This is a genomic window from Candidatus Omnitrophota bacterium (genome assembly GCA_030650275.1).
In the GTDB taxonomy this organism is placed as follows: domain Bacteria; phylum Omnitrophota; class Gorgyraeia; order Zapsychrales; family Fredricksoniimonadaceae; genus JACPXN01.
Map to the genome: position 1 here is coordinate 1 of JAUSEK010000007.1, position 24,984 is coordinate 24,984.

Below are 24,984 nucleotides of genomic sequence, written 5' to 3' on the forward strand. Positions count from 1 at the left end.
CCATCAGAAGGAACATGACCCACAGGCAAAATGTCCCGGTGTGAGTGGCGATCAAATAGAGATAACCGGCTTTCCTGACCTCCTGTTTTTCATCATAAAAGGTGATCAGGAAATACGAAGATACGGACATGATCTCCCACATGACCAAAAATAAAACCGCGTTTTTGGCCGTGGCGATCAACAGAAGAGAGATGAGCAGGATATGGTAAAAGGCATAATGAACGCCTAAATTCTTTTTGCGCTCATGTTCCAAATAACTGTAACCGTAAATGCCTGCCAAAAGGAACAAAACCGTGATCGTCAATACAAAAAACGCGCTCAAAGGGTCCAGCCCTATATAAAACTCACCCCACGGCATTTTAAAACCCGGCCGGCAATCCGTTGAGGTCCGGCTGACGAGGGTGACGACGGCGGATATCCCCCCTAAAACACACCCTGTGATCAACGAAACCAGATAAATGCCGCTGACGGTCCTCCTGGACCGCGCGGTCAGGACCATGAGCACAGCAGCGACGGATAATAAGGACAAGCTGTATAAAAGAAGGTTCATGTCAGGCGGCAGCGATCTTTGATTCCAGCACCCTGATCTCGGCCAAGATCTGCTCAGGGGAATTTTGATGATGCAGGAGTTCCTGCAATTTGGTATTTTGCAGACAAAACGCCAGCCGGCTTAAAAGGGCCAGATGTTTCTTGACCGAAGGGCTCAAAAGGGTGAACAGGATAAAAACCGGCTTGCCGTCCAGGGCCTTGAAATCCACCGGTGCTTTTAGGAAGCACAAAGTGATGGAAGGATGGTCCACGTGCAGGACAACGGGATTGCGCACATGGGGGATGGCGATGCCGTTGCCGATGGCGGTGGACATCATTTCTTCCCTGGCGCTAAACATCTGCCAAAGGGAATTTTTATTCAACTGCGGCGGCAAGGGTAAAAGATCAACGATGGACTTAAAAATTTCCTCCCGGCTGCCGCCGGGGACATTATAATGGATGCCGCCGGCTTTCAACCCCTGATACACAAGGCTCGTATCCTGGCCTTCCCTCTCCCCGAGGGCCAGGACTTCCGGGGTCAGCTGGATCTTTTTCTCCAGCGCCCAATCCAGAAGTTCAATATAATTAAAACGGTATTGCTCGTTGGCCTTGACACAGGGCGCGCCCTTTTTCCCGATCCAACCCTTCAGCGTCCTCTCGGACACCCTGAACGTCTTGATGATATCATTGACCGTCAGTTCCATCCCCGCCCGCTTTCCAAGGTCTTGTCTAATCCAGGCGTTTTTTACGCGCCACCCCTGTTTTGTGCGCCGCCTCTTCCACGGCTTTTGCCACCGCCATCACAACCCTTTTGTCAAAAATACTCGGAATAATGTATTCTTCGCTCAACTGGTCCTTCAAAACAAGACCGGCCAAAGCATCGCTGGCGGCCAATTTCATTTCTTCATTGATCTCCCTGGCGCGGACATTCAAAGCGCCGCGGAAGATCCCCGGAAAAGCCAGCGCGTTATTGATCTGGTTGGGAAAATCCGAACGGCCGGTGGCGAAGATCCTGCAAATTTCGCACGCCTCGTGGGGGTTGACCTCCGGATCAGGGTTCGCCAGAGCGAACACGATCCGGTCTTGCCCCATCTTCTTGAGATCGTCAACGGACAATAAATTCCCCGCTGATACACCGATCAAAACATCCGCCCCCTGCAAGGCCTCTTTTAAAGACATCACCGGATTCTCCGTTTTAAATGAAAAAAGGTCCTGCCTGACCTTGTCCGCGTTGCCCTCATGAACGCTCAATACGACCCCTTTTCTGTTACAGGCCGACAAATTCCTTGCCCCTGCCGCGAGCATGATCTGGCAGCAGGCCGACCCCGCCGATCCAAGACCGCTGACCACAATGCGGACATCCCGGATGTCCTTCTGGACGACTTTCAAAGCATTCTTCAAAGCCGCCAGCACAACGACTGCCGTGCCATGCTGGTCATCATGCATGACCGGAATGTTCAATATTTTTTTCAACCTTGACTCGATCTCAAAACAGCGCGGGGCGCTGATATCCTCCAGATTGATGCCTCCAAAAACCGGGGCGATATTCTTGATCGTTGCAATAATTTCCTCCACATCCTGCGTGGCCAGACAAATGGGCCAGGCATCAATGTCGGCGAATTCCTTAAAAAGCATGGCCTTGCCTTCCATGACCGGCAAAGCCGCTTCAGGCCCGAGATTGCCCAGGCCCAATATCGCCGAACCATCGGTGACAACGGCGATGCTGTTGCTTTTGATGGTCAGCATATTGACCTTGGAATGGTCTTGCGCAATGGCTTTGGACACCTCGGCGACCCCGGGCGTGTAAGCCATGGAAAGCTGGTCCCTTGTTTTTAACGGGACCTTGTTCTGGATATGGATCTTGCCGCCCAAATGCAGAAGAAAGATCGGGTCCGAGAACGAAACGACCTTGATGTTCTCCACCGCGTTCAAAGCATCGATGATGCGCCGGCCGTGTTTCTCATCGCCGATATCAAAAGTGACGTCCCGAACGACTTTATGAGGCATGGCCTCCACAATATCCACGGCCCCCAAATTCGCGTGTTCATCGGCGATGATCTTGACCACACGGGCAAAAATACCCGGTTTATTTAAAAGCTCCAGCCGTACTGTTAATCTCATCAAATGACCCTCGGAAGATTTAAACTTTTTGCGGGGATGTGCTATCTGTTGGTTTTATTCCGCCAGCCAATCACCGTCAACGTGACGATCAAAAACACCACTTCACAGATCGCGTAGATCAAAAGAACGTTGGCAACACCGGAGGTGAACCCGTAGGAATGCAGACCGATGCTCAATAAATTGACCCCGAACCATGCCCACATGACCACGATCAAACTGACCACATTGCCCGCGGCCAGCCCGACAGGCCCGATGAGGTCCGCCCATTTGGCATGAAATAAAAAGATCAGCCACAGAACGATCATCAGGGCCCCGTTTTCCTTGGGGTCCCATCCCCAGAACCGGCCCCAGCTTTGGTCCGCCCAGATGCCTCCTAAATTCGTTCCGAAAAATGTCAGGATCAACGCGACCCCCATCACCGAAAGCATGGCGGTCATGGTGGCCTCTAAAACCCTAGTCTCCTGGCGCAACGCTTTTTGCACCAGCCACACATGCCCTAAAACAGCGGCCACACAGGTGACCGCGTAACCGGCGCTGATCGTAATGACATGGGTCCCCAGCCAAAAATTAGAGTTTAAAACCGCGACCAGCATTTTTAAAGTATCGCCTTCCGCCGAATATTTGGACGCGATCATCAACAGCGCTGTTGAGCTGATGGCCCCGATCAGGAATCCCAGGCGGTTTTTTTGGATAAATTCGATCAACAAAGCACAAATGACGGCGATCAAACTGACAAAAATGAAGGTCTCGTATAAAGACGACACCGGCGGCCGGCTTAAAATGATACAACGGACGATCACCCCGGCCAGGTTCAAGCCGGCCCCAAGGGCCATCAAACCCCATAATACCGGATCGATCCAGTTCCATTTCCCGAACATGGAAACAAACAGAAGAATTAACGCAACCAAAAATAAAGTGAGAGCCAGGTCAAACGGTTTGAGACGCTGATACATCAACTCCAGGCCGATACGCTCCAAAGGTCCCTTGCCCGAAGCATACATACGGCCGGACGCGGAACCCAAAAATTTCTTAAGAGCAAGATCCACTCCGATCGTTTGTTTGTCCCGGTAAGCCGCGGCGGCCCGGGCCAGATCGATCACTTCCTCATGAACGGCGGGGTCCACAAACTGCTGTGTCAACGCTTCCCAGGGGGTGAGAAAGATCTCTTCCCTGGCGGAAGGGACCATATGCAGAGGCAAGCCGTCAAAACGGTTGCTCCAGCTGAATAAATTCCTGGCCAAGGTCATGATCTCCCGGTCAGACGCGGTCCATTTTTTTTTGTCCTTTATTTCCAGTCCGGACGTCAGCCGGTGCATTTCACCTGCTTTTAAAGCAATGTCTATAAAACTGTATCCGCCTTCGTTGACGGGCAGGCCTAAGGCCTCGGCTGTCTGCGCAAAACGAACGGCAAAATCTTCATGCCCTTCAACAAACTTAAAACTGACGGACAAATTGATATAAAGCTGCGCATTTCCGAAAACCCGGAGGATCTCATTTTCCACCACGGAACGCTGTTTTTCTTCAATGGCCGCCGCCCCCTGCGCCAATTCAAACAATTTTTCAAAATGTCCATGAAGCTCATCAAAACTGTAACGGCGGTGGGGGTCCACCTCTATCGATAAAGCCGCCGGGATATCCGGATGATTGATGAGAAAAACTTTGTCCTGGCTCACCGCTTCCGGCTGAAAAATTAAATTGGCCAGCCATTCGCCAGCGGACCTCTTCCCATAATGGTCTTTTCCGGACAGCTGTAAAAGCACGGAACGCGCGTAAGTGTCCATCGGCTTGATGCGGCCCTCTTCCATCACCGGAATTCTGGAAAAACTATTGAGCCAACCCGGCTCATTGGCCGACGCGCCGGACACGCAGAAGACCGAAAAAAGGATTTGAGAGAAAAGGATCAATTTTTTCATGACGGTCTTTTCCGGACAAAGGCCTGGACCAAAAAATGCAGGATCAATCCGGCCAATACGACAAAACAGGCGACATACGGCCAGCCGCGGGCGGAATTCCTGACCACGGCCAGGGTGGAGGACCTGATCCCCGTAGGGCCGGTGGCATACGAGGCCTGAAATAAGGTGTAGTCCTTTTCCGTTAAGGGATTATTCATGTAGATCCTGGTCTGCCTTTGGATCTGATCTTTGAGGACGATCACGGTGCTTTCATAACTCTTGGCGGTCTCGGTGCGCGGATAAAATTCCACGCGGAATTCTTTCAACTGGATCGTGACCGGCAATGGATATTTCTTGGGCTGAAGGACCATGAAATATGTTTGGCCGTTGATCACCACAGGGGTCGGGGCCGCTTCCCCGCCATATAACAATAAAGGCTGCGTTTGCCCCATGGCTATTAATTCAAACAGGCCTCCGGCGATATTGCTTTCCTTTTCTTTGATCACGGGCCTTGGCTGCAATAAGGTGATCCCGGACCCGTTCAAGGGCTGTTGCCCGTCAGGCGGCAGGGCTTTGGTAAAAGCCGCGCAGTTAGGGTGGTATTGGACAAGTTTTAATTGAAAATCTCCGGTTTCAAACGGCATTTTTTGTCCGGCCTGAACTTTGCCGATATCCACGGCCTTGACATGCCGTGTGGACCCTAAGTCTGTCCAATAAGCCACTTCCCACTGGCTGTAGGAACTGGAGAGATTGCTTCCCTGCCCTTCCTGTAAATTCAGGTAGGATTCTTCCGTAGAAATGAATGTGAAGAATGCCGCGGCCAGATACAACAAGATCCCGAAATGCGTTAATTTCAAGCCCCAGGAACGGATGTCCTGCATGCCCTTAAACCGGGTCCAGGCCGAGGCCATCAGATTAAAGAACAAGACCCACATGGTCAGCTGGGCGCCGGGCAAAGGCAGAAAATATTGCGGACGAAAAAACCAGGAATAAAAGAAACGTTCCTGGGCGTCATAAAGTCCATGCCCCACCTGGGCCACCGTGCCCCAAAACGTGAGCACAAACAGCCAGAAGACACAAGCACAGGTGATCTTTAAGGAAGAAACGATGGGCAATAGTTTGTTCATGGCGCTGATATGGACCGGACAAGATCAAGGAAACCGTCTTTTTGCTTCCGGCAATTATTTTTATTTCCGGTCATTTTGACAAAAACGGTTTTACTGTTGACGGAAATGATCGCAACGATCATGGAAGCGGCATTGCTGTCCTGGGTCAAACCGGTCAAATCATAGACCTTTGCTTCGGATCGGTCCTTGGTCCGGATACTTTGGGCCTCGGCGATCAATTTTTTGAGATCATTTTCAGCGGCTGACAGTTGGATCTGCCCCAGCCAACGGCTAAGATTCGACTCTAAACCGCCGGCCATGCCGTCTAAAACAACAATGGATACATCGATATCTTTGGGATCATTCTTTAAATGAAATGTGGCTAAACGCATCCCTCCAGCGGCCCCTTCCATCCAGCCCTGCGGCAATGTCCATGTCAGATCAGCGGTATTGGCCATGGGCATCATGGCCCCGGGAACAGAAATACCCATACCGGCATGAGGGTCGGTCATGGCCAGCATGCCTGCCTTGGGCGCTTCAATGACCACCTCGGTGTATTGGCGCTCCAAGGACTTTTGCTCACAGCCGTTCAAAGTCATTAAAGAAATGAACAAAAATAGATAGATCATAATTCGTTAAGCTTATCAGATAAGGATGGAGCCTGCAACCGATTTGGCATTATTGATGCAGTCATTGAAGGAAATGCCGTCCAAATAATTGGCGCACAAATGAAGGCCCGGGACCTTGGCAAGTTCCTGGGCTATGGTTTGGCGCAATGCCGGATAATCCAACTCATATTGCGCAATGGCTTTGGGCCATAACTTAACGAATGTCTGCACGCAGCCGGCTTTAAGCCCGTAAATCGCATCTATTTCTTGAACAGCTTTGGCTAGGATCTGATCAGGGCTGTCATTGATGATGGCCGGATGACGGACCCCGCCCAACATGACACGGACCATGACCAGGCCTTTGGGCGCCCGTTGAGGGAAAACATTGCTTTCAATGAGGACACCTAAAATTTCTTTACCCTCCCGCGAAGGGACCAAATACCCAAAACCATCCGGAATTTTTTTAAAAGACCCCCTGTCAAAAACCAATCCCGCCACCGCCACAGGCGCATAGACAATGCGGGACAAAGCAGCGCTTAGATCAGGCGCGGTATCAGATAACAACCGGGCTGCACCATACGCCGGAACAGCGCAAATGATATGCCGGGCATTCATCTCTTTCAAGGAAGCGATCTCTCTTCCTGTTTGGATACAAGAAGCATAACGCCCGGATAAGGCCTGGATCAGCTGCCCCATGCCCTCTTTGAAAGAACGCATGCGGGATGTGTGTTTGTTTTTCTTAGGACCTGAAATCTTTGGAAATGTGGAGGCCATGTGCAAACGCCTCACATCGCCCGCGTAAATACCGCTGATGAAAGGGTCTGCCAAACGTTCTGATACTTCCGGACCGAAACGCTCGGCGGTATAATTGTAAATACTTTGGTCGGTGCTGACGTTCTTCTTGAATATCCCTTTGATGAGACGGCCTTTGGCCGCCGCGGACAATAGGGGCGTTTGGATAAAACTGATGGGCCCCATCGGCACCGGATGGAGCCGGCCGTTGAATTGGATGTAGCGACGTTTGGCCCGCGCGTCGGCGTCGATCAATTGGTCTTCTACCCCAAGCTGTCGGACCAATTCCAAAGTGGTTGGTTGATCGTCTAAAAAACCGTTGGGGCCGGATTCAAAGAGGCATTGGTCTTTTTTGAAAGTGCGAACCGTACCTCCGGGGGTGGGTTCACGTTCAAAAAGAACAATATCAACGGTGTTGGCAAAACGCTGTTTTAAATAATGCAGGACGGCCAGGCCTGAAATGCCGCCGCCGAGGATCGCGATGGTCATGGAGCGATGTCTTTCTGAACAGGCGGTGTTTGTGCGGGAACCAAATGCGGCTTGCCGTACATATCAACGTCGTAGGTCTTCCCGAACACGTGAATTCTTGTTTCCGACACCCAACCCAATACGCCAAAAATCACCAAGGAAAGAACAACTAAAATGCCGATCGTCATGGAGACGGGCCTTTTGGACGGATGGCGTTGCGGGGTCCTGTCCAAAAAAGGCCAGATCAACAGAAAAAGAGGGGCCAGGCCGAGCACGAAGATCCCGATAGATTTTGGGAAATGTTTTAAGACCTGATACATGGAAAGGAAATACCACTCCGGTTTAATGGCGTGCGGTGTTTGCAGGGGATTGGCCTTCTCCCCCAGTTCGAAAGGCGAGAACACGGACAATGTGATCAACACCCCCAGGAGGACAAAGAGAACGATCCCTTCTTTCAATACGTGATGGGGGAAAAACGGGACCCCCTGGCCCTCTTTGACCTTTTTTTCCTCGCCGACCTTGTCCATGGTCGACATCCCCAGGTAACGGACACAAAACAGATGAAAGATCACAATAAAAAAAAGCGCCCACGGCAAAATAATGACATGGATCACAAAAAAACGGGACAGGGTCTCTCCTCCGACCGCGGTCCCGCCGCGTAAAAATGTCTTGAGGAATTCCCCAAAAAATGGGACCGCTCCGGCGATCTCTGTTCCCACGGTTGTTGCCCAGTAGGCCAGTTGATTCCACGGTAAAAGGTATCCGGTAAAACCGAAAATGACCGTCATGACAAACAGCAGCACCCCCAGGATCCACGTGATCTCGCGGGGCTTCTTATACGAACCGGTCACAAAGGTGCGCAGCATATGCAGGAACACAATGATGATCATGAGGTTTGAACCCCACGCGTGGATCTGGCGGTACAACCACCCCATATAGACCTCATTTGTAATGAATTTTATGCTCTCAAAGGCCTCTTTCTGTGTCGGATGGTAATAAATAAGCAATAAGATGCCGGTCAGGACCTGGCTGATGAAAAGAAAAAATGACATACTGCCAAGGGTATGGAACCAGCTGATGTGCCCGGGCAAAGGCTTTGTGAGCTGATCATTGATCGGCTTTTGGATCTTGGGCAGGTCAAAACGTTCATTGAACCAGTGATAACAACGTTTCCACATGATGTTGGTCCTTTATACTTTCACAAAAATCTTATTGTTGATCACGCTGACCGTATAAACCGGCAATGGCCGGGGAGGCGGCCCGGAAATGTTTCGGCCATTCAGATCAAAAATACCGGCATGGCATGGACAAATGATCTCCCGTTTTTGACCATCCCAATCCACCAAACATCCCAAATGGGTGCAAACAGCGGAAAACGCCTTGAATGCGTCAGGTGTTCTGATGATCAAAACAGCGCTGCCTCCTATGATGACCTTTTTGCCGCCCCACACAGGGATGTCATTAACGCCGCCGACCTCTTCCATTTCCGATATTGCCCCGCGGCGCATCACAGGCCGCAAATAAGACAAGGCCGGATACAGGACCCCGGCCAAAGCCACCAATAACCCCCCTTTAATGACCCAATCCACAAAGGTCCGGCGGGATATTTCCTTCTCCCCCGATCTATTCATGTCCGCTTCCTTCATGTTTTTCCTCTTTGAGACGCTTGTACTTGATCCAGAAAGCGCCGGCCATAATGACGATAAATATCCAAATGGGAATGAGGGCCAATTTCCGCCAGACCAGTTCTTGCCGTTTACGGTCGATCTTTGTTTTGATGTCTTCGGTGGTTTCGGAAATTTTCTTATAATGGCCGATGATCCCCTCGATCAAAAGGGTGTGCTGCAAAGGGGCCATTTCCAGCACATGTGTTTTGGCCTGTTCCAATAAAGCCATTTCCTGCTCAACAAAGATCCCTTCGATCGAGGCCTGTTTGACCATGTCCTTGGTCGCGGACAACTTACCCTGCGAGGCGCTGATCATGGAAGCAAAATTCCGGCCCAGCTGGAACTCTGGACTGCCGGGAACATGACATTGACCGCAGGCCTGTTCGTATAATGCCGTACTGGCCGGCGCCACGCCGTGATTATCGTGACAGGAAATACATCCGATCGAGGTGTGCACGCTTTGGGAGAAATATTTCTGCTCATTGACATGGCATTTGCCGCAGGTATTGGCCATATCCTTGACCCCCGGCGGGAGCGCTCCATGCCCCCCATGGCAGCTGGCGCATTGGGCCACGGAAATGTCTTTTTTCTCAAACAACGCTTTCCCGTGAACGCTGCTTTCATATTTCTTGAACTGATCGGAGGAAAGGCCGTGCTTTGACATCAATCTTTCGTCGCTGTGGCATTGAGCGCAGGTTTTGGGCACGTTCAACGGATAAACCGGATTATTAGGGTCAGAAACAGCCGTCACATCATGGTAACCATGGCAATCGGTGCACGCCGCGACCCGGACATTGCCTTCTTCAAAAAGTTTCTTCCCGTGGGCGCTTGTCTTGTAACGGGCCAGCTGGTCCGTGCGGATTCCATAAAAATTCATGGCTTCCACATCGGCATGGCACTCCCCGCAGATCTTGACCAATTGCTTTTTGTCCGGAACGCCGATATAACCCGTGGCCGGGTCTTTGGCGGCTTCCTGATCTTTCTTTGCCGGGTCACCGCCGTGGCAATTTTGGCAGTGAACTTGATGCTGGGAATGGATGCTGCCCTTCATTTCTTCCGCCATGTCCGCGTGGCATTCAAGGCAGGAATTGTACGGGGCTGATTGCGCTAAGCCCCAACCTTGCATCACGAAAAAACCAAGAAACAAACAAGGATATATTATTTGGATAAACCGCACCCTGCTTTCCACCCGTTTACCAGTTAAACTTCGCGTCCAGCCACATCGCATGCGCGCTGTAATTAGAGCCGCCTGCGTCCTTATTATCCGCGTAGTAATAATACGTATAATGCGGCTCGATCGTCAGGTCTTTTTTGGGCGACCATTGAAGGCCCGCACCAATATCATAACGCTTAAAAGACGCGCCATAAAAATATCCTGATGATTGCAGATCGGCAAAATTATCCGCGATTGAATATTGATACGTATTGGTAAAATTTAATTTCTCATCAATAACATAGCTTGATGAGGCCAAGAAGCTGTTCACATTCGATGTAAACCCGGGAAGTTGGGGCGATAAATTTGATGCCGCCGGAGTTGACACCTTACTGGAATCTTGGGAAAAAGAAAGCGTCAAAAACCATGGGTCAATCGGCTGCAAGTTCAGGTCATAGGTGAATACATTACTTAACATCTTTGACTTCTGCGCTACTTGATTTTCAAAACGCGGAAGATATATATTATCCGATAATTTATACCTAAAAATTGCTTCGATCTTAGAAAAAGGTTTCCAAGAAATACGCGCTCCCACATCATCGCTTTTTAGCCTCATATCATCTATGAACGCTGACTTGGAAAGAGAGCCGGGGGTATCGATGATATCATCATAATCATTATCTTCCCATTTATGCTTATACTGCATGGTCATATTTAAAGTTTTAGACGGGATGATCCGTGCTCCTATTGTCCACACTGTTTTTGATATATGCGTTAATGTTTCACGGGCTAATTGTTCTCCTGTTGCGGCCGCGGATTCACCCGCAATACTGTCCCGCTCTTCGGTCAACCAATTGCGCGTTTGTTCACCTTCTATTTCAGTATAAAGAGTGGTATGCGGGATCGCGTTATACCGCAAAGAAGCGCTCTCGCCTAACTTAAAAACTTTATTTTCCATAGTACTGACATCGGTCGTATTAATGATACCGTTAGGTGCCGCGTTGGCATCATCATCGTGGGGGTATGTGGAGCTTCCCCGCTTGGATATCACTTCCGTCTTGAATTTTGAAATAAAATTCAATGTCGAAGTTATATTCGAAACATAGTTGCCTGTCCATATATGATCATTGTAAGACGTGTTCGATGTTGCATTAATAGCGCTTTTAGGATTTGTATAATTAAATAAAGTACCGTCCTTTTTATATTCCAGAATGTTCTCTAATTCACTGTTATCTAAATTGGCATAACGATACGCTAAAGATAGATAATTTTTATCGTTGAGAAACCATTTATCACCCTTTAAGGTGGTTGTTAACAGGTCGGTTTGCGGGCTTTGCCATTGACGGCGCATTTTATTATCGGCGGTCAAAGCAGTGCCGGTTGTCAGCAATTTTTCTTCCCGTAATGAGTCTTCATGGAAATATGAGAATTTTTGCTCTCCGGCCAGTCTTACCCCAGCGATCTCTGTATTTCCTTTTAAAGACAATGTGTCCGTAACAGCTTCTATGTCTTGCCACGAAGGCCCAATATTACGCGTCGTGCCTGATTCCTTGACAGCTGTCCATGCTAAACGGGACTTGCGGCCGTCTTTAGCGCTGCGTTCATACGAAATACTCATGCCCGGCTCAGATAAACTGCCGCTGCCAAGTTCAATAAAAAAATGCTGAATGTCCAGCTTTAAATCATCCTCTAATTTATTCAGCCTTAATGCCGTAAATGGCTGGTATACCCCGCCTTTATTATCATAATATTTACGGTACGATTGATAATCCATCTTCAGATAACCAAAATTCTGTTCACTGATCAATAGATCAACGCCATTGTCATTCTCTTGCAGAATTGAATGTCCTTCAAATGACACTTCCTTTCCATTGACAGCGCGGTCAAAAGAAACATTCTTTAAGCCCGCCGTATATCCATCTTTTATCCAATTCAGTTGACGGAATTTGGCCGTATCGCCTTTTACCGCGGCAAAATGGAACGGCATCATAGTGACATAAACTGGCGGTACCGCCTCCTCGGCATGGACCTCAAATACCGCCAAGCACATAAAAAGTAAACTTGTAAAAGAAATCTTTTTCCAATTTCTATACGATAAACTTTTCATTTAAGCCTCCTGGACTACATGACACGCTAAACTTTCATACAGCCCATCTTTATCTAATAACGCAAATGATCGTCAAAGTTTGAACCGTGTACTGCTGTGTGGCATCCCGCGCTAAAACAGGTCCCTTGCGTGAATCGGCCGCTATGGTTACTGGCGCCAATAGTGGGATAATTGATCTGTGTATGGCAGCGTAAACACAAGTTCAGGTCCCTGGAAACAAGCATTTTGTCATTAATGGAGCCATGGACTTTATGGCATGTGGTACAGCCATCTCGAACAACTTCGTGCTCCCAAACGAAAGGCCCTTCTTTATCTTTGTGGCATTTAAAGCAAGCTTCATTCACATTATTCAATGTGGTCGCAGACCATGGTTTTACTTCTTCTCCATGGGGTGAATGGCAATCAACGCAAGACATCTTCCCCTCAAGAACGGGATGATGGTACGGAAGACGGAATTCCGCTTTCTTATCGGTGTGGCAGGTAAAGCAAACTTCCGGGTTCTTTCGGGGGTTTATAATATTATTTTTGCCGCCGGAGGCATCCGCGTGGACACTGCCCGGGCCATGGCACATTTCGCAACCCTGGGCCGCGCCATCAGCTTTTTCATTGGTAATGCGCGCATGGGTGGAAAGCTTGAACTCCCTGCCTTCTTTGTCATGGCAGGTCATGCAGGTTTCCGCGCCCACATACGTGGCGGTTGTTAACATCTCGCGCACTTTTTCCTCTGATGCCTGGGCAGGCCTATGGGTGAGCATCACGCCTCCCAGAATCATCCCCAGAAAGATCAAGGTTGCTGGGATCATATTTGATCGAGCATCTTTGGCCCTCATAAACCCTCCCGGTTATTTTTCTTCTTCCGCCGCTGGCTTGGCATTTTTCTCAAAATCATCAAATGAACCCAATTGCTTAAAGGTCTCGGCCGTGGGGTGGGCCTCGAGTTTCATGGCTGCTTTGCCGTAATCATTCCATTCATGCAGCCCTTCATCTTTTTTGGGCTTCTCGGTCTCATGACAATTGATGCATTTGGGCTTGGCCTCCGGGAACGTTTCCTTGTAGGCCTTGATCTGTTTCAAATTCGCGTGGGCCGTGGACATTCCCAACACAAAAATAATCCCGATCATCAAAGCCGCGAGCACTTGCCTGCTGTCCACCCGCCGGACCTTTAAAATGGCTTTATAAAATTCTTCTATTTTCCGGGTGATCAACTGCTCTACTTCCTTCACCGCGTCCTGGCGTTTTTGCACATTCTGTTCAATAACCTTATCCAAATCATCAAGGCTGATCAGCTTGACCCCGGCGATCTGTGCCACTTGAGGGTCAACATTACGCGGCATGGAGATATCAATGCAAATCAGAGGACTGGTGCGCGATTTGACCACATTTTCCATGAGATCCCTGGTGACCAAATAATGGGGGGCCCCGGAAGAACAGATGCAGACATCCACCTTGGCTAGGACCTCTTTGAGGTCCCAAAAAGGAACGCTCTGTGCTTGAAATTCTTCGGCGATCACAGCGGCTTTTTCTTCCGTGCGGTTCATCAAATACACGTGTTTTGTTTTTTTCTGACGCAGATAATTCAAGGCCAGGCATCCCATTTTCCCGGAGCCGATCACAAGGACATTTTTGCCTTCCAGAGACCCCAGAAGATTTTGCGCCATGGAAACGGCCGCAGCACTCACAGACACGCCGCCGAAATCAATGTGCGTCTCCTGCCGGGCTTTTTTGCCTGTTTCCATCACAAAATTTGTCAGGATGTTGAGGGCCCTGTCCATCATCCCATTTTGACGTGAAAGACCGATCGCCTCCTTGATCTGCCCCAGGATCTGTTTTTCCCCCAGGATCAGGGAATCCAGCCCGCAGGCAACCCTTAAAAAATGTTCCGCGGCCCCGGGCCCCTCATGCACATAAAACATCTTCTGAAGGCCCTGGGTCTGCGGCTGATGTTTGATGGAAAATAATTTTTGAATGATCTCTGAAGGCGGGTGGCCGTCCACCACCGTGGCGTAGATCTCGCAGCGGTTGCAGGTGGAAAGAATGACGGCGGCCGCAACCGAAGGGTCGCTCTTGAATTCAGAGATCAAAAGCTCCCTTTCCAATGGGGACAAATGAAATTTTTCCCGTATTTCAATTGGGGACGTCCTGTGATTGATCCCTACCGCCAATATCTTCATTATTTTCCTTAAAAATGTTTATTTTAAAATAGCCGGGTCCAGGATCTTGCTGATGCTGGGGATCAGTTTGTCGCACAGATCGCTTTTGCTGATAAATGCTTTAATAAGATTTTGGTTGTCGAGGGGTTCTATGTCTTTGATGTCAAACATCGTCAACATGATAATGGAACAATTCGGCACGCTGGCCTTGATCTGAGTTGCCGCCTCCATCCCATTCATCCCCCGGAGCCAGAAATCCATCAGGACAATTTGCGGTTTGATCCGTTTGGCCAACAGGACCCCCTCTTCACCGGAGGAGGCCTCCAATAGATCGGCTTTGACGTTGCTCACTTCCAGGAAATGGCGCACCGCCTGGCGAAAATCTTTATGGTCTTCCACGATCAAGATGGTTAACATAAGGATATTATAAAATTTGAGAAGAGCTTGTTCTATAAGATAAACTACCCAAGAAATGCGTAGTAACACGCAGAAAAGCTAAATTAACCCCCTGGCTAAGGCATATTTCACAAGAGCGGCCGCGGTTTTAAGGCCCAGTTTATGGATGAGGTGACTGCGGTGGGTCTCAACGGTGCGGATACTGATCCCAAGACGGCCGGCAATATTTTTGTTGGCCTGGCCCTGGGCGATGCAGCGCAGGATCTCCTTCTCCCGCGGCGTCAGGATCTCCAGCGATGGAAAATCCCCCTCTTCCATGGACCGTACGAACTGTTCAGCGATCAAATTGGAAATGCCGGGAGATATGAATGTCTTGCCCTTCATGACCATTTTAACAGCGAGGACCAGCTGATCAAAAGCGCTGTCCTTAAGCACATACCCCCTGGCCCCCAAGGCCATGGCATGTTTAAAATGTTCGGAATCTTTTTGCATGGTCAAGATCAGGGACCTTGTCTTGGGAAAACGGCGCCGGATCTCCTTGAGCGTCATCAGCCCGTCCATATTGGGCATGGACAGGTCCAGCACGACACAATCGGCTTTGAAGTGGGCGCCCCCAAGTTTTTCCAGCAGGTCCTCCCCGTCACGGGCCTGGGCCACGACCTTAAAATCGGGTTCTTTTTCCAGGAGTTCTTTAAGTCCGGCCCTTAACATTTCATGATCATCGGCCAAGACAATACGGACAGGGGCCATCAGGTCTGCCCTCCGGGCCTACGGCCCGATAGGGCCGGAGGCCTCCGGCAAGGGATGTCCGCGACAATGACCGTTCCTTTTTTAGGCCGGGAGAGGATCTTGATCTCTCCTCCCAAAAGGCCGGTCCTCTCGCGCATGGTGATCAGTCCCAGGCCCTTGGATTTTTCTTCCGGAACAAAACCGCATCCATTGTCTTGAACGGTGATCTTTAAGCGGCCGTTGACGACACGCAAGGCGACCTTGACCCTGGTCGCCCTGGCATATTTTAAAATATTGGTGGAGGCCTCCTGGACAATGCGGAATATATTGATGGGGTCCGCTTGAAAACACAGGCCCTCCAGAGGACTGTGGTAAAAAGTGATCTTGACCTTCCCTCCGTGGTTAATTTCGCCGAACATCAATTTTAACGCGGTCGTCAATCCCAGGGCCTCCAAGGTTGAAGGCCGCAAACGCATGGCCAAATTGCGCGAGTGATCAATGATGGTGTCCAAATATTCAAGGATCTTACGGTGTTCTTTTGAAGGCCTGGCCGCTTTCTCCTGCAGCCACGCGGATTGGATGATCATTTTGAGCGTCGCCAGCGACTGTCCCAGATCATCATGCAGGTCACGGGCGATGCGGTCGCATTCCCGCTCCTGTGCTTGAATGATGCGCTGGGGCAGGGCTTTGATCTCATCTTCCATGTGTTTGCGCCGGGTGATCTCATTGCGGATGGAAACGTATTGGTAGGGCTTGCCCTTGTTATTTAAAAAAGGGACAATGGTCGTGTCCACCCAATAAATGCTGCCGTCCTTGGCGCGGTTGCGGATCTCGCCCTTCCACACCTTGCCCCGGGCGATGGTACGCCAAAGATCGCGGATAAATTCTTTAGGATGATAACCGGAATTGATGATGCGGTGGTCCTGGCCTAACAGTTCTTCACGGGAATATTTGGAGATCCGGCAAAATTGATCGTTGGCGTAAATGATCTTCCCCTTCTGATCGGTGATGGCCACGATCGAAGAGGTGTCCAGCGCGAACTTGATATCGGCCAGTTCTTTGAGTGTCTTTTGTAATGTGTTGTCTTTTGTGTCCATGCCCATAAATCAGCCCTTGAATATCTTTGGGCAATTATAGCATCCCGCACATTTACAACAAAGAAGTTAAGTTATTTTAATAGAGATTCACGGCGGTTGAGTTCACGTTGCGCGATCCTGGTCGAATAACGCAAAACTCCTAAAATTAAACGTAGTTGATCAGCATCCAGTTCCTGAAGGTCCTCTTCTTTTAATTCCAATAAATTGCTTAATGCTTCGACTTTGATTTTCATGGGGTCATCCTTTATACTTTTTCAAATTTAGCCTTTAAGGCCTCGATTTCAATGGGCGTGTATTGCTCCCAACGGGCGGACTGAGGATCGATCATTTTGGGGGAGAGGACAAAAGGCTGCAGGACATAATGTTTAGCGCCATCAATCAAATGCTGGATATCACACAGATCGTCACTAGAGCAAAATTCTTTGACCAACGTGGTGCGCAGCTGATACGGCAAACCGCTGGCCATGATCAGGTCAATGCTTTCCCGGATCTTCTGCGTATCACAAACAACGCCCGCGGCCCGGCTGTATTTCGCCCATGACGACTTAACGTCCATGGCAATATAGTCGATCAAATGACGTTCCATGAGGGAAGATAAGATTTCCGGATGGCTGCCGTTGGTATCTAATTTGACCGCAAAACCCATGTCTTTGATGCGGACGATAAAATCTGACAGACCTTTTTGCAGGGTTGGTTCACCGCCGGTGATGACAACTCCCTGCAATTTTCCCCGGTGCCTGTCCAGGTGGTCCAGGACCTCTTGCACAGGCACCGGTGTTTGGAACAATTGCGGGCAAACCAGTTCAGGGTTATGGCAAAAGCCACAGCGGAAGTTGCAGCCCTGGGTGAAAACAGTGGCCGCGACCTTGCCCGGGAAATCCACCAATGTTAATTTTTGAAAACCGCCTATGCGCATACCTGATACGTCTTACGTTCGTGGAACTCCTCCTTTTTACCTTTATTCCATTGCTTGACCGGCCTCAAATACCCCACCACCCGCGAATACACCTCGCATTCGCTCGCACAGTGCTCACAGGTGAAGTGTTCGCCGGCCAAATAACCGCAACCGGGGCAGACACTGAACGTGGGGGTAATCGTGAAATACGGCAAACGGTAACGCGTGCAGATCGTGCGCACCAGGTTCTTAACACTCTGGGCATCATCAATGCGTTCGCCCACAAAACCATGCAGAACCGTGCCGCCGGTATACAATGTCTGCAGATCATCCTGATGGTCCAGGGCCTCGAACAGATCGCTGGTGTATTGCACCGGCAAATGCGTTGAATTTGAATAGAACGGTTCATGGCCCTGGCGGTATTCCTCCTCATTGGCACAGATGATATCAGGGGACAGGGCCTTATCCAATTTGGCCAGACTATACGTCGTCCCCTCTGCCGGTGTGGCTTCCAGGTTAAAAATATTGCCTGTTTCCTGCTGGTATTGCATGAGTTTGGCCCGCATGAATTCCAATACTTTCACGGCAAAGGCCTTGCCTTCAGGCGAAGCGATGTTCTTCCCTAATAAATTCACGCAGGCCTCATTTGTCCCCAAAAGCCCTATGGTGGAAAAGTGATTTTTCCAATACTGGTCAAAACGCTCCTTCATATGACGCAAATAAAACTTGATATAAGGATACAGGTTCTCCTCGGTGAGTTTTTCCAGGATCTTGCGTTTGATCTCCAAACTCTCTTTGGCCAGGTCCATTTTTTTCGTTAATTGGGCAAAGAATTCTTCTTGGCTTTTGGACATATGGCCGATCCGCGGCAAATTGATGGTGACGACCCCGATCGATCCGGTCAGGGGTGCTGCCCCGAACAAACCGCCGCCGCGTTTTCTCAATTCACGGTTATCCAGACGCAGGCGGCAGCACATGCTGCGCGCGTCCGCGGGATCCATGTCTGAATTGATGAAGTTGGAAAAATACGGGATCCCGTATTTGGCGGTCATTTGCCATAACAATTCCAGATTGGGATTGTCCCAGTTGAAATCCTTGGTCATGTTGTACGTCGGAATTGGAAAGGTGAATACGCGTCCCTTGGCGTCCCCGGCGAGCATCACTTCCAAAAAGGCCTTATTGAACATGTCCAGCTCTTTTTTGAATTCACCGTAGGTCTCCTTTTGCGCCTGGCCGCCGATGATCACCCCCTGGTCCTTGTAATAACTGGGAACGGTCAGGTCCATGGTGATGTTGGTGAACGGTGTCTGGAAACCGACACGGGTGGGCACATTCACGTTAAAAACAAATTCCTGCAGGGCTTGTTTGACGTCTTCGTAAGTCAAAGCGTCATAGCGGATGAACGGCGCCAGCAATGTGTCAAAATTAGAGAAGGCCTGCGCGCCGGCCGCCTCTCCTTGCAGGGTGTAAAAGAAATTCACGATCTGCCCCAGGGCACTGCGCAAATGTTTGGGCGGTTTGCTTTCCATCTTGCCGGAGACCCCTTTAAAACCGACGGTCAACAGGTCTTGCAGGTCCCAGCCCACGCAATAAACGCTTAAAAGGCCGAGGTCATGGATATGAAAGTCCCCTTTTTGATGCGCATCTTTAATGGCCGCGGGATAAATGCGGCTTAGCCAGTAAAGTTTGCTGACCTCGGAAGAAATATAATGGTTCAGCCCCTGTAAGGAATAGGCCATGTTGCTGTTCTCGTTGACCCGCCAATCCTGCTGGTCCAGGTACTGGTCCACCAGGCCGGTATTGAACCTTGAGACAATTTCACGCATCTCGGCGTGCTGCTGACGGTAAAGGATATAGGCCTTGGCGGTTTTGCGGTAAGGGGACGAGAGCAAGACCTCCTCAACGATGTCCTGGATCCCTTCCACCGTCGGATTATCAACAAGGACCTGCTGGGCAATGTTCAATACCCTCACCGTCAGCGTCTGGGCCATGTCCGGGCCGAATTCCCCCGTGACCTGACCGGCCTTGACAATGGCCTTGGTGATCTTCTTAGGGTCAAACCCTTCTGTCCTGCCGTTGCGCTTGATGACGGTCGTGAATACGGCGATGGCCATATCTTTCCCTTTCTTAAATATAAGAACGTGTTTTACGGAAGTTGCCATGACGGATCTGTGTCGCCCTCTCATCCATAGGCGTATATTCCTGGGAAGGCGCGTCATAGACGGAAACCACCGGCATGTCCTTAAAAAATCCTTTGGCCCATTGGAGGCGTTGACGTTCCATGGGTCTGGCCCCGCTGGGCCTTAACGGCGTGTTCAACTGCACCTCATCAGGGCCCACGCGCCGGGCCGCCTGCGCTATTTGCGCCACGCTTTCAATATTTTCATTGACCAGCATCACCTGCAAAGCCAGCTTGCCTTTAAAAGAAGCACGGAAATCCACGATCCCCTGGATCACCCCGGCCAGGTCAAGCGTTTGTCCTTTGTCCACTGTTTCAAAAGACACCTGACTTGCGGCGTCCAGTTTGGCCAGCACAAAATCCGCGAGCATCAGGTCCGCGCGCACTTCAGGCAGGGACATCAGCGATGAATTGGTGATCACCGCCACCTTCTCATGCCGCAAACCTTTGATCTTGCGGATCATTTCCCCCAAATTTTTGGCTAAAGTCGGCTCGCCGCGTCCGGAAAAGGTGATGTGGTCCACAAAATGTAAGGGAATGCGGCGGATCTCATCGACAATTTCATCGGCAGGCACAAAGACCTTGCGCTCATTGGTCAATTTCGCGGTCTTGCCCAATTGACAATAAATGCAATCCATATTGCAGATCTTCTGCGTTGAAGAAAGCGGATCAACGCCTAGTGACCTGCCCAAACGCCAGGAATGCACCGGTCCATAGATATATTGAAAAGGAGCGATCATCCGTACAATTCCTCCCTGCCTGCCGGCTTGCATTTACACCATATTTAGTGGTATAAGAATCTTTGACCACTATATCGTGTGGATTAATATAAGATAATTGCGGGGATGTGTATATGAGCAATACTACGTAGGAACCTACGTACTGCAACAATAAACCCTGCTTCGCTCAATTGCTTTCGCGTTGGGCTTCGCAGGGTTAAATTCGCCCAAACAACTTACGTCCCGTAAGTTGTGGGCTCATTTAAGGATGGACCAAACAGCCGGGACATTTGACCGGGTCCTGGTCGGAGAGATAAATGTTATAGTTGGGGTTCCCGTCGGCTTGCAGGAAGCCCGCCGCCCCCTTCTCCACGCGGAAAATGGCATGGTCCACCAGGGTGTAATTGCCCGGGACCTCCAGGGCAAAGTCAACCACGGTGGCACCGCCGGCCGGAACTAATGTCGTCTGCACGCTGCGCGCCGGCGGACTGATCAGGTCCGCTTCACGATAAACATGGTCAAAGATCTCTCCGATCACGTGAAAAGAAGAGATCAGATTAGGTCCGCCATTGCCGAAGAAGATCCTCACCCGGTCGCCGACCTTGGCGTTCAATACCCCTTCATTGGTCAATGACCCCACCCGTCCGTTGAAGACCACGAACATCGGATGCTCGTCCAGTCCTTTTTGATGCGAAAACTTCAACAGCACCGCGTCTCCCTGCTTGCCTTGGGCAAGTTCATCGCCCCACACGCTCTTGTCTTCTTGACCATCCATATGCGCATGGTCCATCTCAACGGGCTTCGGTTCCCCATCAGGGTTTTGTGCGTAGATCTCGCTTTGCATGACATAGAACTCTTTGTCCACCTTAGGCAAACCATTGGCCGGTTCAACCAGAATAAGACCATACATCCCGTTGGCAATATGGTCCATCACCGGCGGGGCCGCGCAATGATAGACATAAAGCCCCGGGGCCATCATTTTAAACCAGCTGATACGTTTTTCACCGGGGACAACCGTTGTCACCGGGGCCCCGCCGCCCGGCCCTGTCACCGCGTGGAAATCAATATTGTGGGGCATGCCGGTGGTGTCTTTGCTTTCATGGTGCACCTCTAAAATATCACCCACGCGCACACGGATAAAGGGGCCGGGCACATGGCCGTCAAATGTCCAGAATTCATAATTGAGCCCTTTGTTAACTTCCATGACCTGACGCATGGACGTCATGTGCACTTCCACCACCGCGGGTACTCGACGGGTGATCGGCGCAGGCACTTGCGGGGCATAGATCAATGGCTGTTTCACGCGCAATTTAGGAAAAGAGACCGCGTCTTTGGCATGCACGATCATGCCGGAGACAAACGCGCTGATCACGAATAATAAAACCAAAAGCCCCTGAAATTTCTGGATGACCTTGCCTTCTTGAGATTTATCCATAGTATCCTCGTTGATCAGGGTCCTGCTTGGGTTGACGGGGCGGGATCGCTGGAAATGGTCAGCAGATAATCACGCAGGGCCTTGATCTGCCTGCGTTCATCCCCGTTGAGGATGTCCGCAGGCCCGGACTCATCAAAGTTTTTCGGGTCAAAATACGTCGGCATCTTGGTGCCGGGCAAAAGGTCCGCCGGATCGGTCAGCCATTGGATGATCCAGTCGGGTTTCAAACGCTTGGCGGTCAAGGCGAAATTCGGCGCCCAGCTGTCCGCGGAACCGCCGGGCATCTGGTCCCCCACGATATGGCATTGGGCACAGCCGAAATAATCCTTAGAGAATAGTTTGCCGGCGGCCTCAAACTCTTCCTTGCTCATCTGCGGATGATAAATGTCGGTGAACGGGAATTCCTGGTCATCAAGATAATTGAAATATTTGACCAAAGAATTGATCTGGCCGGCGTGGAAACTGTAGGTCGGCATGCGCACATGCAGCCACGGCCGTATGGGTGTGGGGCCATGCAGGAATTCGAACAGCCACTGGGCCTGCACTTTTTGGCCTTCCCCGACCAGATCCGGCGGCGAAAAACTGCGGACCACGGATCGGGCATCACTGGTCTCCTTGCCCTGATAGGCCACCAGCCAATCGACCACGGTGCTTTGAATGGCCCCGCCTTCCCCTTCAATGACATGACAGCCCTGGCAATTGAACTGGCGCACGATCCTTTGTCCCTCATTGATGAACGCCGCTTTCACCCCCTGATTCGGCATTTTCGACGGATCAGGCCGGTCTTTGACAAAACCCATCAAAGCCGTAGTGATCGCCTGTGCTTCTTCTTCAGTGAAATTAAAATTGGGCATTTTGAGTTTTTCCAGGGCCTCTTTCACCCTGCCCTTGTCAAAAATACGGGGATCAAGCATTTTCTGTTTGAACCATGCCTCTTTGCTGTGTTCAATGTCCGCAAAACCGAAATCCAGCCGTTCAATGCTCTTACTGCCCTCTTCGGTCAATTCGGTACCGATGGGCTTTTCATTCTCAAACCCGGGGATGTTATGGCATGAAAAACATCCGTATTCGCGGACGAGACGCCTGCCGGCGAACGTGAGTTTTTCATCCGTTGACATGGCCCTGATCCTGGCCTTGGAACTTTCAACGGTTTCCGATTTTTTAAGGAGATCAAGAACAATGGTGTCCAGGGTCTGTTCATCCACCGGCACAATGGGCTCGGCCGCGGCCAACGAAACATCCTGCGCCAAATACGCGGCGATATCCGAGGCCTCCGTATCGCTCAAGCGCATGTTCGGCATTTTGCTTTCCGGATGATAATGCGGGGGGTTTTTAAGCCAGTCAAACAGCCACGCCCTGGACGTCTTGCTGCCTAAACCGACGAGGTTGGGCCCGAATTCACGTTGCAGTTGGCCGCGATCACGTTTGACATCTGTCTTTTGGGGTCCTACCTGATGACAGGCCATGCATCCTAAAGATGAAACCAATTCTTTTCCTTTGACCGGGTCCCCATCCTGCGGCGCGTCCTGTGCCTTGAATGGTTTGCTGTTGGCGAACAGGAATGCCACGATCGCGTGAATCTCCTGTTGGTTCCTTTTAATGGAAGCCGGGTCATTGGTATTGCTTTGGTCAAAATACGACGGCATCCAGGTGTTGGGACGCAGGGCCTTGGGGTTTGCGATCCATTGATAGGCCCATTCCATGGTGGTCTTGGACGCCAAAAATTCCAAACTCGGACCTGTTTTAGGCCAACCCTTGTATTTCTTGATGGTGTGACATGCGTAACAGCCGGCGCGTTCGATCAAATTCAGGCCAAAATTCAGGATCGGGGCGCCTTTGATGACGGTCTGGTCCTGATGGCATTTGAAACACGATGCCTGTGTGGACTGCGCGGCCAGCATGGGCTGGTCCCAATGATGCGATTCCTTCCAGCCGTATTTCTTTTGCCATTCTTTTTTCTGTTCTTCATTGCGCGGCGTATGCGCGGCGGAAACAAAATCCGTGGCCCTGCCCCGCCCCATATGGCAGGTGGTGCAGGCGAACGAGTCCATCGGATGCGGGGAGTTCTTGTCTACGAACATTTCCAGGTCCGGATGTGCGCGAAACGGCTGGCCCACGTCCTTAAAATCAGGATTGTCTATCCCTAAATGGCAGGTGGTGCAGCGGTCCACCCGGGGGACTTTCATGAAATTCATATCTTCAGGGATATCTTTAAGGACGATCTGGCGGATCTTGTAATTCGGGTTGGCCAATTCAACGAACGGCATATCGCGCACGGCTTCGGCCAATTGATCGGCCGGCGACATTTCCTGCAGATCAATGCGTTTCAATTTGCGCTGGAGGATCTCTGCTTTCTTGGCGACGGCCAAACGTTTTTTATCCAGGTCCCTGGCGTCTTTTTCGATATTTTGAATGTCGTTTGTTCTCGCCTTGATCACATCATCCTGGGCTTCGATCTTTAAGCGCAACTGTTCCATTCTTGCATCCAGGATGTCTAACTGTATTTTTAATTCCGGGGCCCCCTCTTGCCCCTTGCCCGCGGCTTGTTCATACCTATACTTGAGCGCATCAAGATCGGCCTTGACGAATTGCGACTGCTGGACATAAAGTTCTTTGACCGTTTGAGCGTTGGTGATCCGCTGGCGGGACGAAACAACGGCCAGGGCCTGGGACTTTGACCCGTCCTGGACGGTTTTCAGTTCTTTAAGGACCTTTTGATAGTCCTCATTTTTGGCCAGCTCATTGTTCTGGGCGTCCAGTTTGACCCGGGTTTTTTCAACTTCCAGGGCCCTGAACTGGCGCTGATACGTTTTCCATTCACGGGCATAATCCTTGGCAAAAACACCGAACAAAGACACCAAAAGCACCAGGGTCGCTATGGCAAAGATCTTCTGCAGTTTTTTCGGGTCGTAATGCGATTCAGGGGGCAACGGCGGGGGCAT

The 24,984-nt window shown here is 50.5% G+C and carries 22 protein-coding genes; all 22 read right to left on the reverse strand.

Features of this window, described 5'->3' with window-relative positions:
• On the reverse strand, nucleotides 1-550 hold a 550-nt coding region (locus Q7K71_02075), incomplete at its 3' end, for a proton-conducting transporter membrane subunit (GenBank protein MDO8674890.1).
• Between the two features lies 1 nt (nucleotide 551).
• The gene (locus Q7K71_02080; GenBank protein ID MDO8674891.1) at nucleotides 552-1,232 is read right to left on the reverse strand and encodes a PTS sugar transporter subunit IIA; all 681 of its coding nucleotides are present in this window, start codon (nucleotides 1,230-1,232) and stop codon (nucleotides 552-554) included.
• Nucleotides 1,233-1,257: 25 nt separating this feature from the next.
• Nucleotides 1,258-2,649, reverse strand: a complete 1,392-nt coding sequence (locus Q7K71_02085; GenBank protein ID MDO8674892.1) for an NAD-dependent malic enzyme — start codon at nucleotides 2,647-2,649, stop codon at nucleotides 1,258-1,260.
• A 41-nt stretch (nucleotides 2,650-2,690) separates the two neighbouring features.
• Entirely contained in the window at nucleotides 2,691-4,562 is a 1,872-nt protein-coding gene (ccsA, locus tag Q7K71_02090) for a cytochrome c biogenesis protein CcsA (GenBank protein ID MDO8674893.1), read from the reverse strand.
• Complete coding sequence (locus Q7K71_02095) at nucleotides 4,559-5,668, reverse strand: cytochrome c biogenesis protein ResB (GenBank protein ID MDO8674894.1); 1,110 nt, start codon at nucleotides 5,666-5,668, stop codon at nucleotides 4,559-4,561. Before Q7K71_02095 ends, ccsA begins: the two co-directional genes overlap by 4 nt.
• Complete coding sequence (locus tag Q7K71_02100) at nucleotides 5,665-6,276, reverse strand: hypothetical protein (protein ID MDO8674895.1); 612 nt, start codon at nucleotides 6,274-6,276, stop codon at nucleotides 5,665-5,667. Before Q7K71_02100 ends, Q7K71_02095 begins: the two co-directional genes overlap by 4 nt.
• Before the next feature lie 15 nt (nucleotides 6,277-6,291).
• A complete protein-coding gene (hemG, locus tag Q7K71_02105; GenBank protein ID MDO8674896.1) occupies nucleotides 6,292-7,536 on the reverse strand; it encodes a protoporphyrinogen oxidase in 1,245 nt (414 codons plus the stop codon).
• Nucleotides 7,533-8,693, reverse strand: coding sequence for a cytochrome bc complex cytochrome b subunit (locus Q7K71_02110; GenBank protein MDO8674897.1), 1,161 nt, complete (start codon nucleotides 8,691-8,693; stop codon nucleotides 7,533-7,535). The genes hemG and Q7K71_02110 overlap by 4 nt, the downstream gene beginning before the upstream one ends.
• A 12-nt stretch (nucleotides 8,694-8,705) precedes the next feature.
• The gene (locus Q7K71_02115) at nucleotides 8,706-9,161 is read right to left on the reverse strand and encodes a Rieske (2Fe-2S) protein (protein ID MDO8674898.1); all 456 of its coding nucleotides are present in this window, start codon (nucleotides 9,159-9,161) and stop codon (nucleotides 8,706-8,708) included.
• Nucleotides 9,139-10,308: a cytochrome c3 family protein gene (locus Q7K71_02120; protein MDO8674899.1), complete on the reverse strand. Its 1,170-nt coding sequence runs from the start codon at nucleotides 10,306-10,308 to the stop codon at nucleotides 9,139-9,141. The genes Q7K71_02115 and Q7K71_02120 overlap by 23 nt, the downstream gene beginning before the upstream one ends.
• Nucleotides 10,309-10,375: 67 nt before the next feature.
• Nucleotides 10,376-12,442, reverse strand: coding sequence for a hypothetical protein (locus Q7K71_02125; protein MDO8674900.1), 2,067 nt, complete (start codon nucleotides 12,440-12,442; stop codon nucleotides 10,376-10,378).
• 53 nt (nucleotides 12,443-12,495) lie between these two features.
• The gene (locus tag Q7K71_02130) at nucleotides 12,496-13,245 is read right to left on the reverse strand and encodes a cytochrome c3 family protein (protein MDO8674901.1); all 750 of its coding nucleotides are present in this window, start codon (nucleotides 13,243-13,245) and stop codon (nucleotides 12,496-12,498) included.
• 39 nt (nucleotides 13,246-13,284) lie between these two features.
• Nucleotides 13,285-14,613 (reverse strand): glutamyl-tRNA reductase, encoded by a 1,329-nt coding sequence (gene hemA / locus Q7K71_02135; GenBank protein MDO8674902.1) that lies wholly within the window; start codon nucleotides 14,611-14,613, stop codon nucleotides 13,285-13,287.
• An 18-nt stretch (nucleotides 14,614-14,631) separates the two neighbouring features.
• On the reverse strand, nucleotides 14,632-15,009 hold the full coding sequence (locus tag Q7K71_02140; GenBank protein MDO8674903.1) for a response regulator transcription factor: 378 nt from the start codon (nucleotides 15,007-15,009) through the stop codon (nucleotides 14,632-14,634).
• 78 nt (nucleotides 15,010-15,087) lie between these two features.
• Nucleotides 15,088-15,738: a response regulator transcription factor gene (locus Q7K71_02145; GenBank protein MDO8674904.1), complete on the reverse strand. Its 651-nt coding sequence runs from the start codon at nucleotides 15,736-15,738 to the stop codon at nucleotides 15,088-15,090.
• Nucleotides 15,738-16,814, reverse strand: coding sequence for a PAS domain-containing protein (locus tag Q7K71_02150; protein ID MDO8674905.1), 1,077 nt, complete (start codon nucleotides 16,812-16,814; stop codon nucleotides 15,738-15,740). The genes Q7K71_02145 and Q7K71_02150 overlap by 1 nt, the downstream gene beginning before the upstream one ends.
• Nucleotides 16,815-16,885: 71 nt before the next feature.
• On the reverse strand, nucleotides 16,886-17,047 hold the full coding sequence (locus Q7K71_02155) for a hypothetical protein (GenBank protein MDO8674906.1): 162 nt from the start codon (nucleotides 17,045-17,047) through the stop codon (nucleotides 16,886-16,888).
• A gap of 11 nt (nucleotides 17,048-17,058) precedes the next feature.
• Nucleotides 17,059-17,730: an anaerobic ribonucleoside-triphosphate reductase activating protein gene (locus tag Q7K71_02160; GenBank protein MDO8674907.1), complete on the reverse strand. Its 672-nt coding sequence runs from the start codon at nucleotides 17,728-17,730 to the stop codon at nucleotides 17,059-17,061.
• Nucleotides 17,721-19,823 (reverse strand): ribonucleoside triphosphate reductase, encoded by a 2,103-nt coding sequence (locus Q7K71_02165; protein ID MDO8674908.1) that lies wholly within the window; start codon nucleotides 19,821-19,823, stop codon nucleotides 17,721-17,723. Before Q7K71_02165 ends, Q7K71_02160 begins: the two co-directional genes overlap by 10 nt.
• Before the next feature lie 13 nt (nucleotides 19,824-19,836).
• The gene (locus tag Q7K71_02170; GenBank protein MDO8674909.1) at nucleotides 19,837-20,628 is read right to left on the reverse strand and encodes a radical SAM protein; all 792 of its coding nucleotides are present in this window, start codon (nucleotides 20,626-20,628) and stop codon (nucleotides 19,837-19,839) included.
• A 241-nt stretch (nucleotides 20,629-20,869) separates the two neighbouring features.
• Nucleotides 20,870-22,042 (reverse strand): multicopper oxidase domain-containing protein, encoded by a 1,173-nt coding sequence (locus Q7K71_02175; GenBank protein MDO8674910.1) that lies wholly within the window; start codon nucleotides 22,040-22,042, stop codon nucleotides 20,870-20,872.
• Nucleotides 22,043-22,056: 14 nt separating this feature from the next.
• Nucleotides 22,057-24,984: a c-type cytochrome gene (locus tag Q7K71_02180; GenBank protein ID MDO8674911.1), complete on the reverse strand. Its 2,928-nt coding sequence runs from the start codon at nucleotides 24,982-24,984 to the stop codon at nucleotides 22,057-22,059.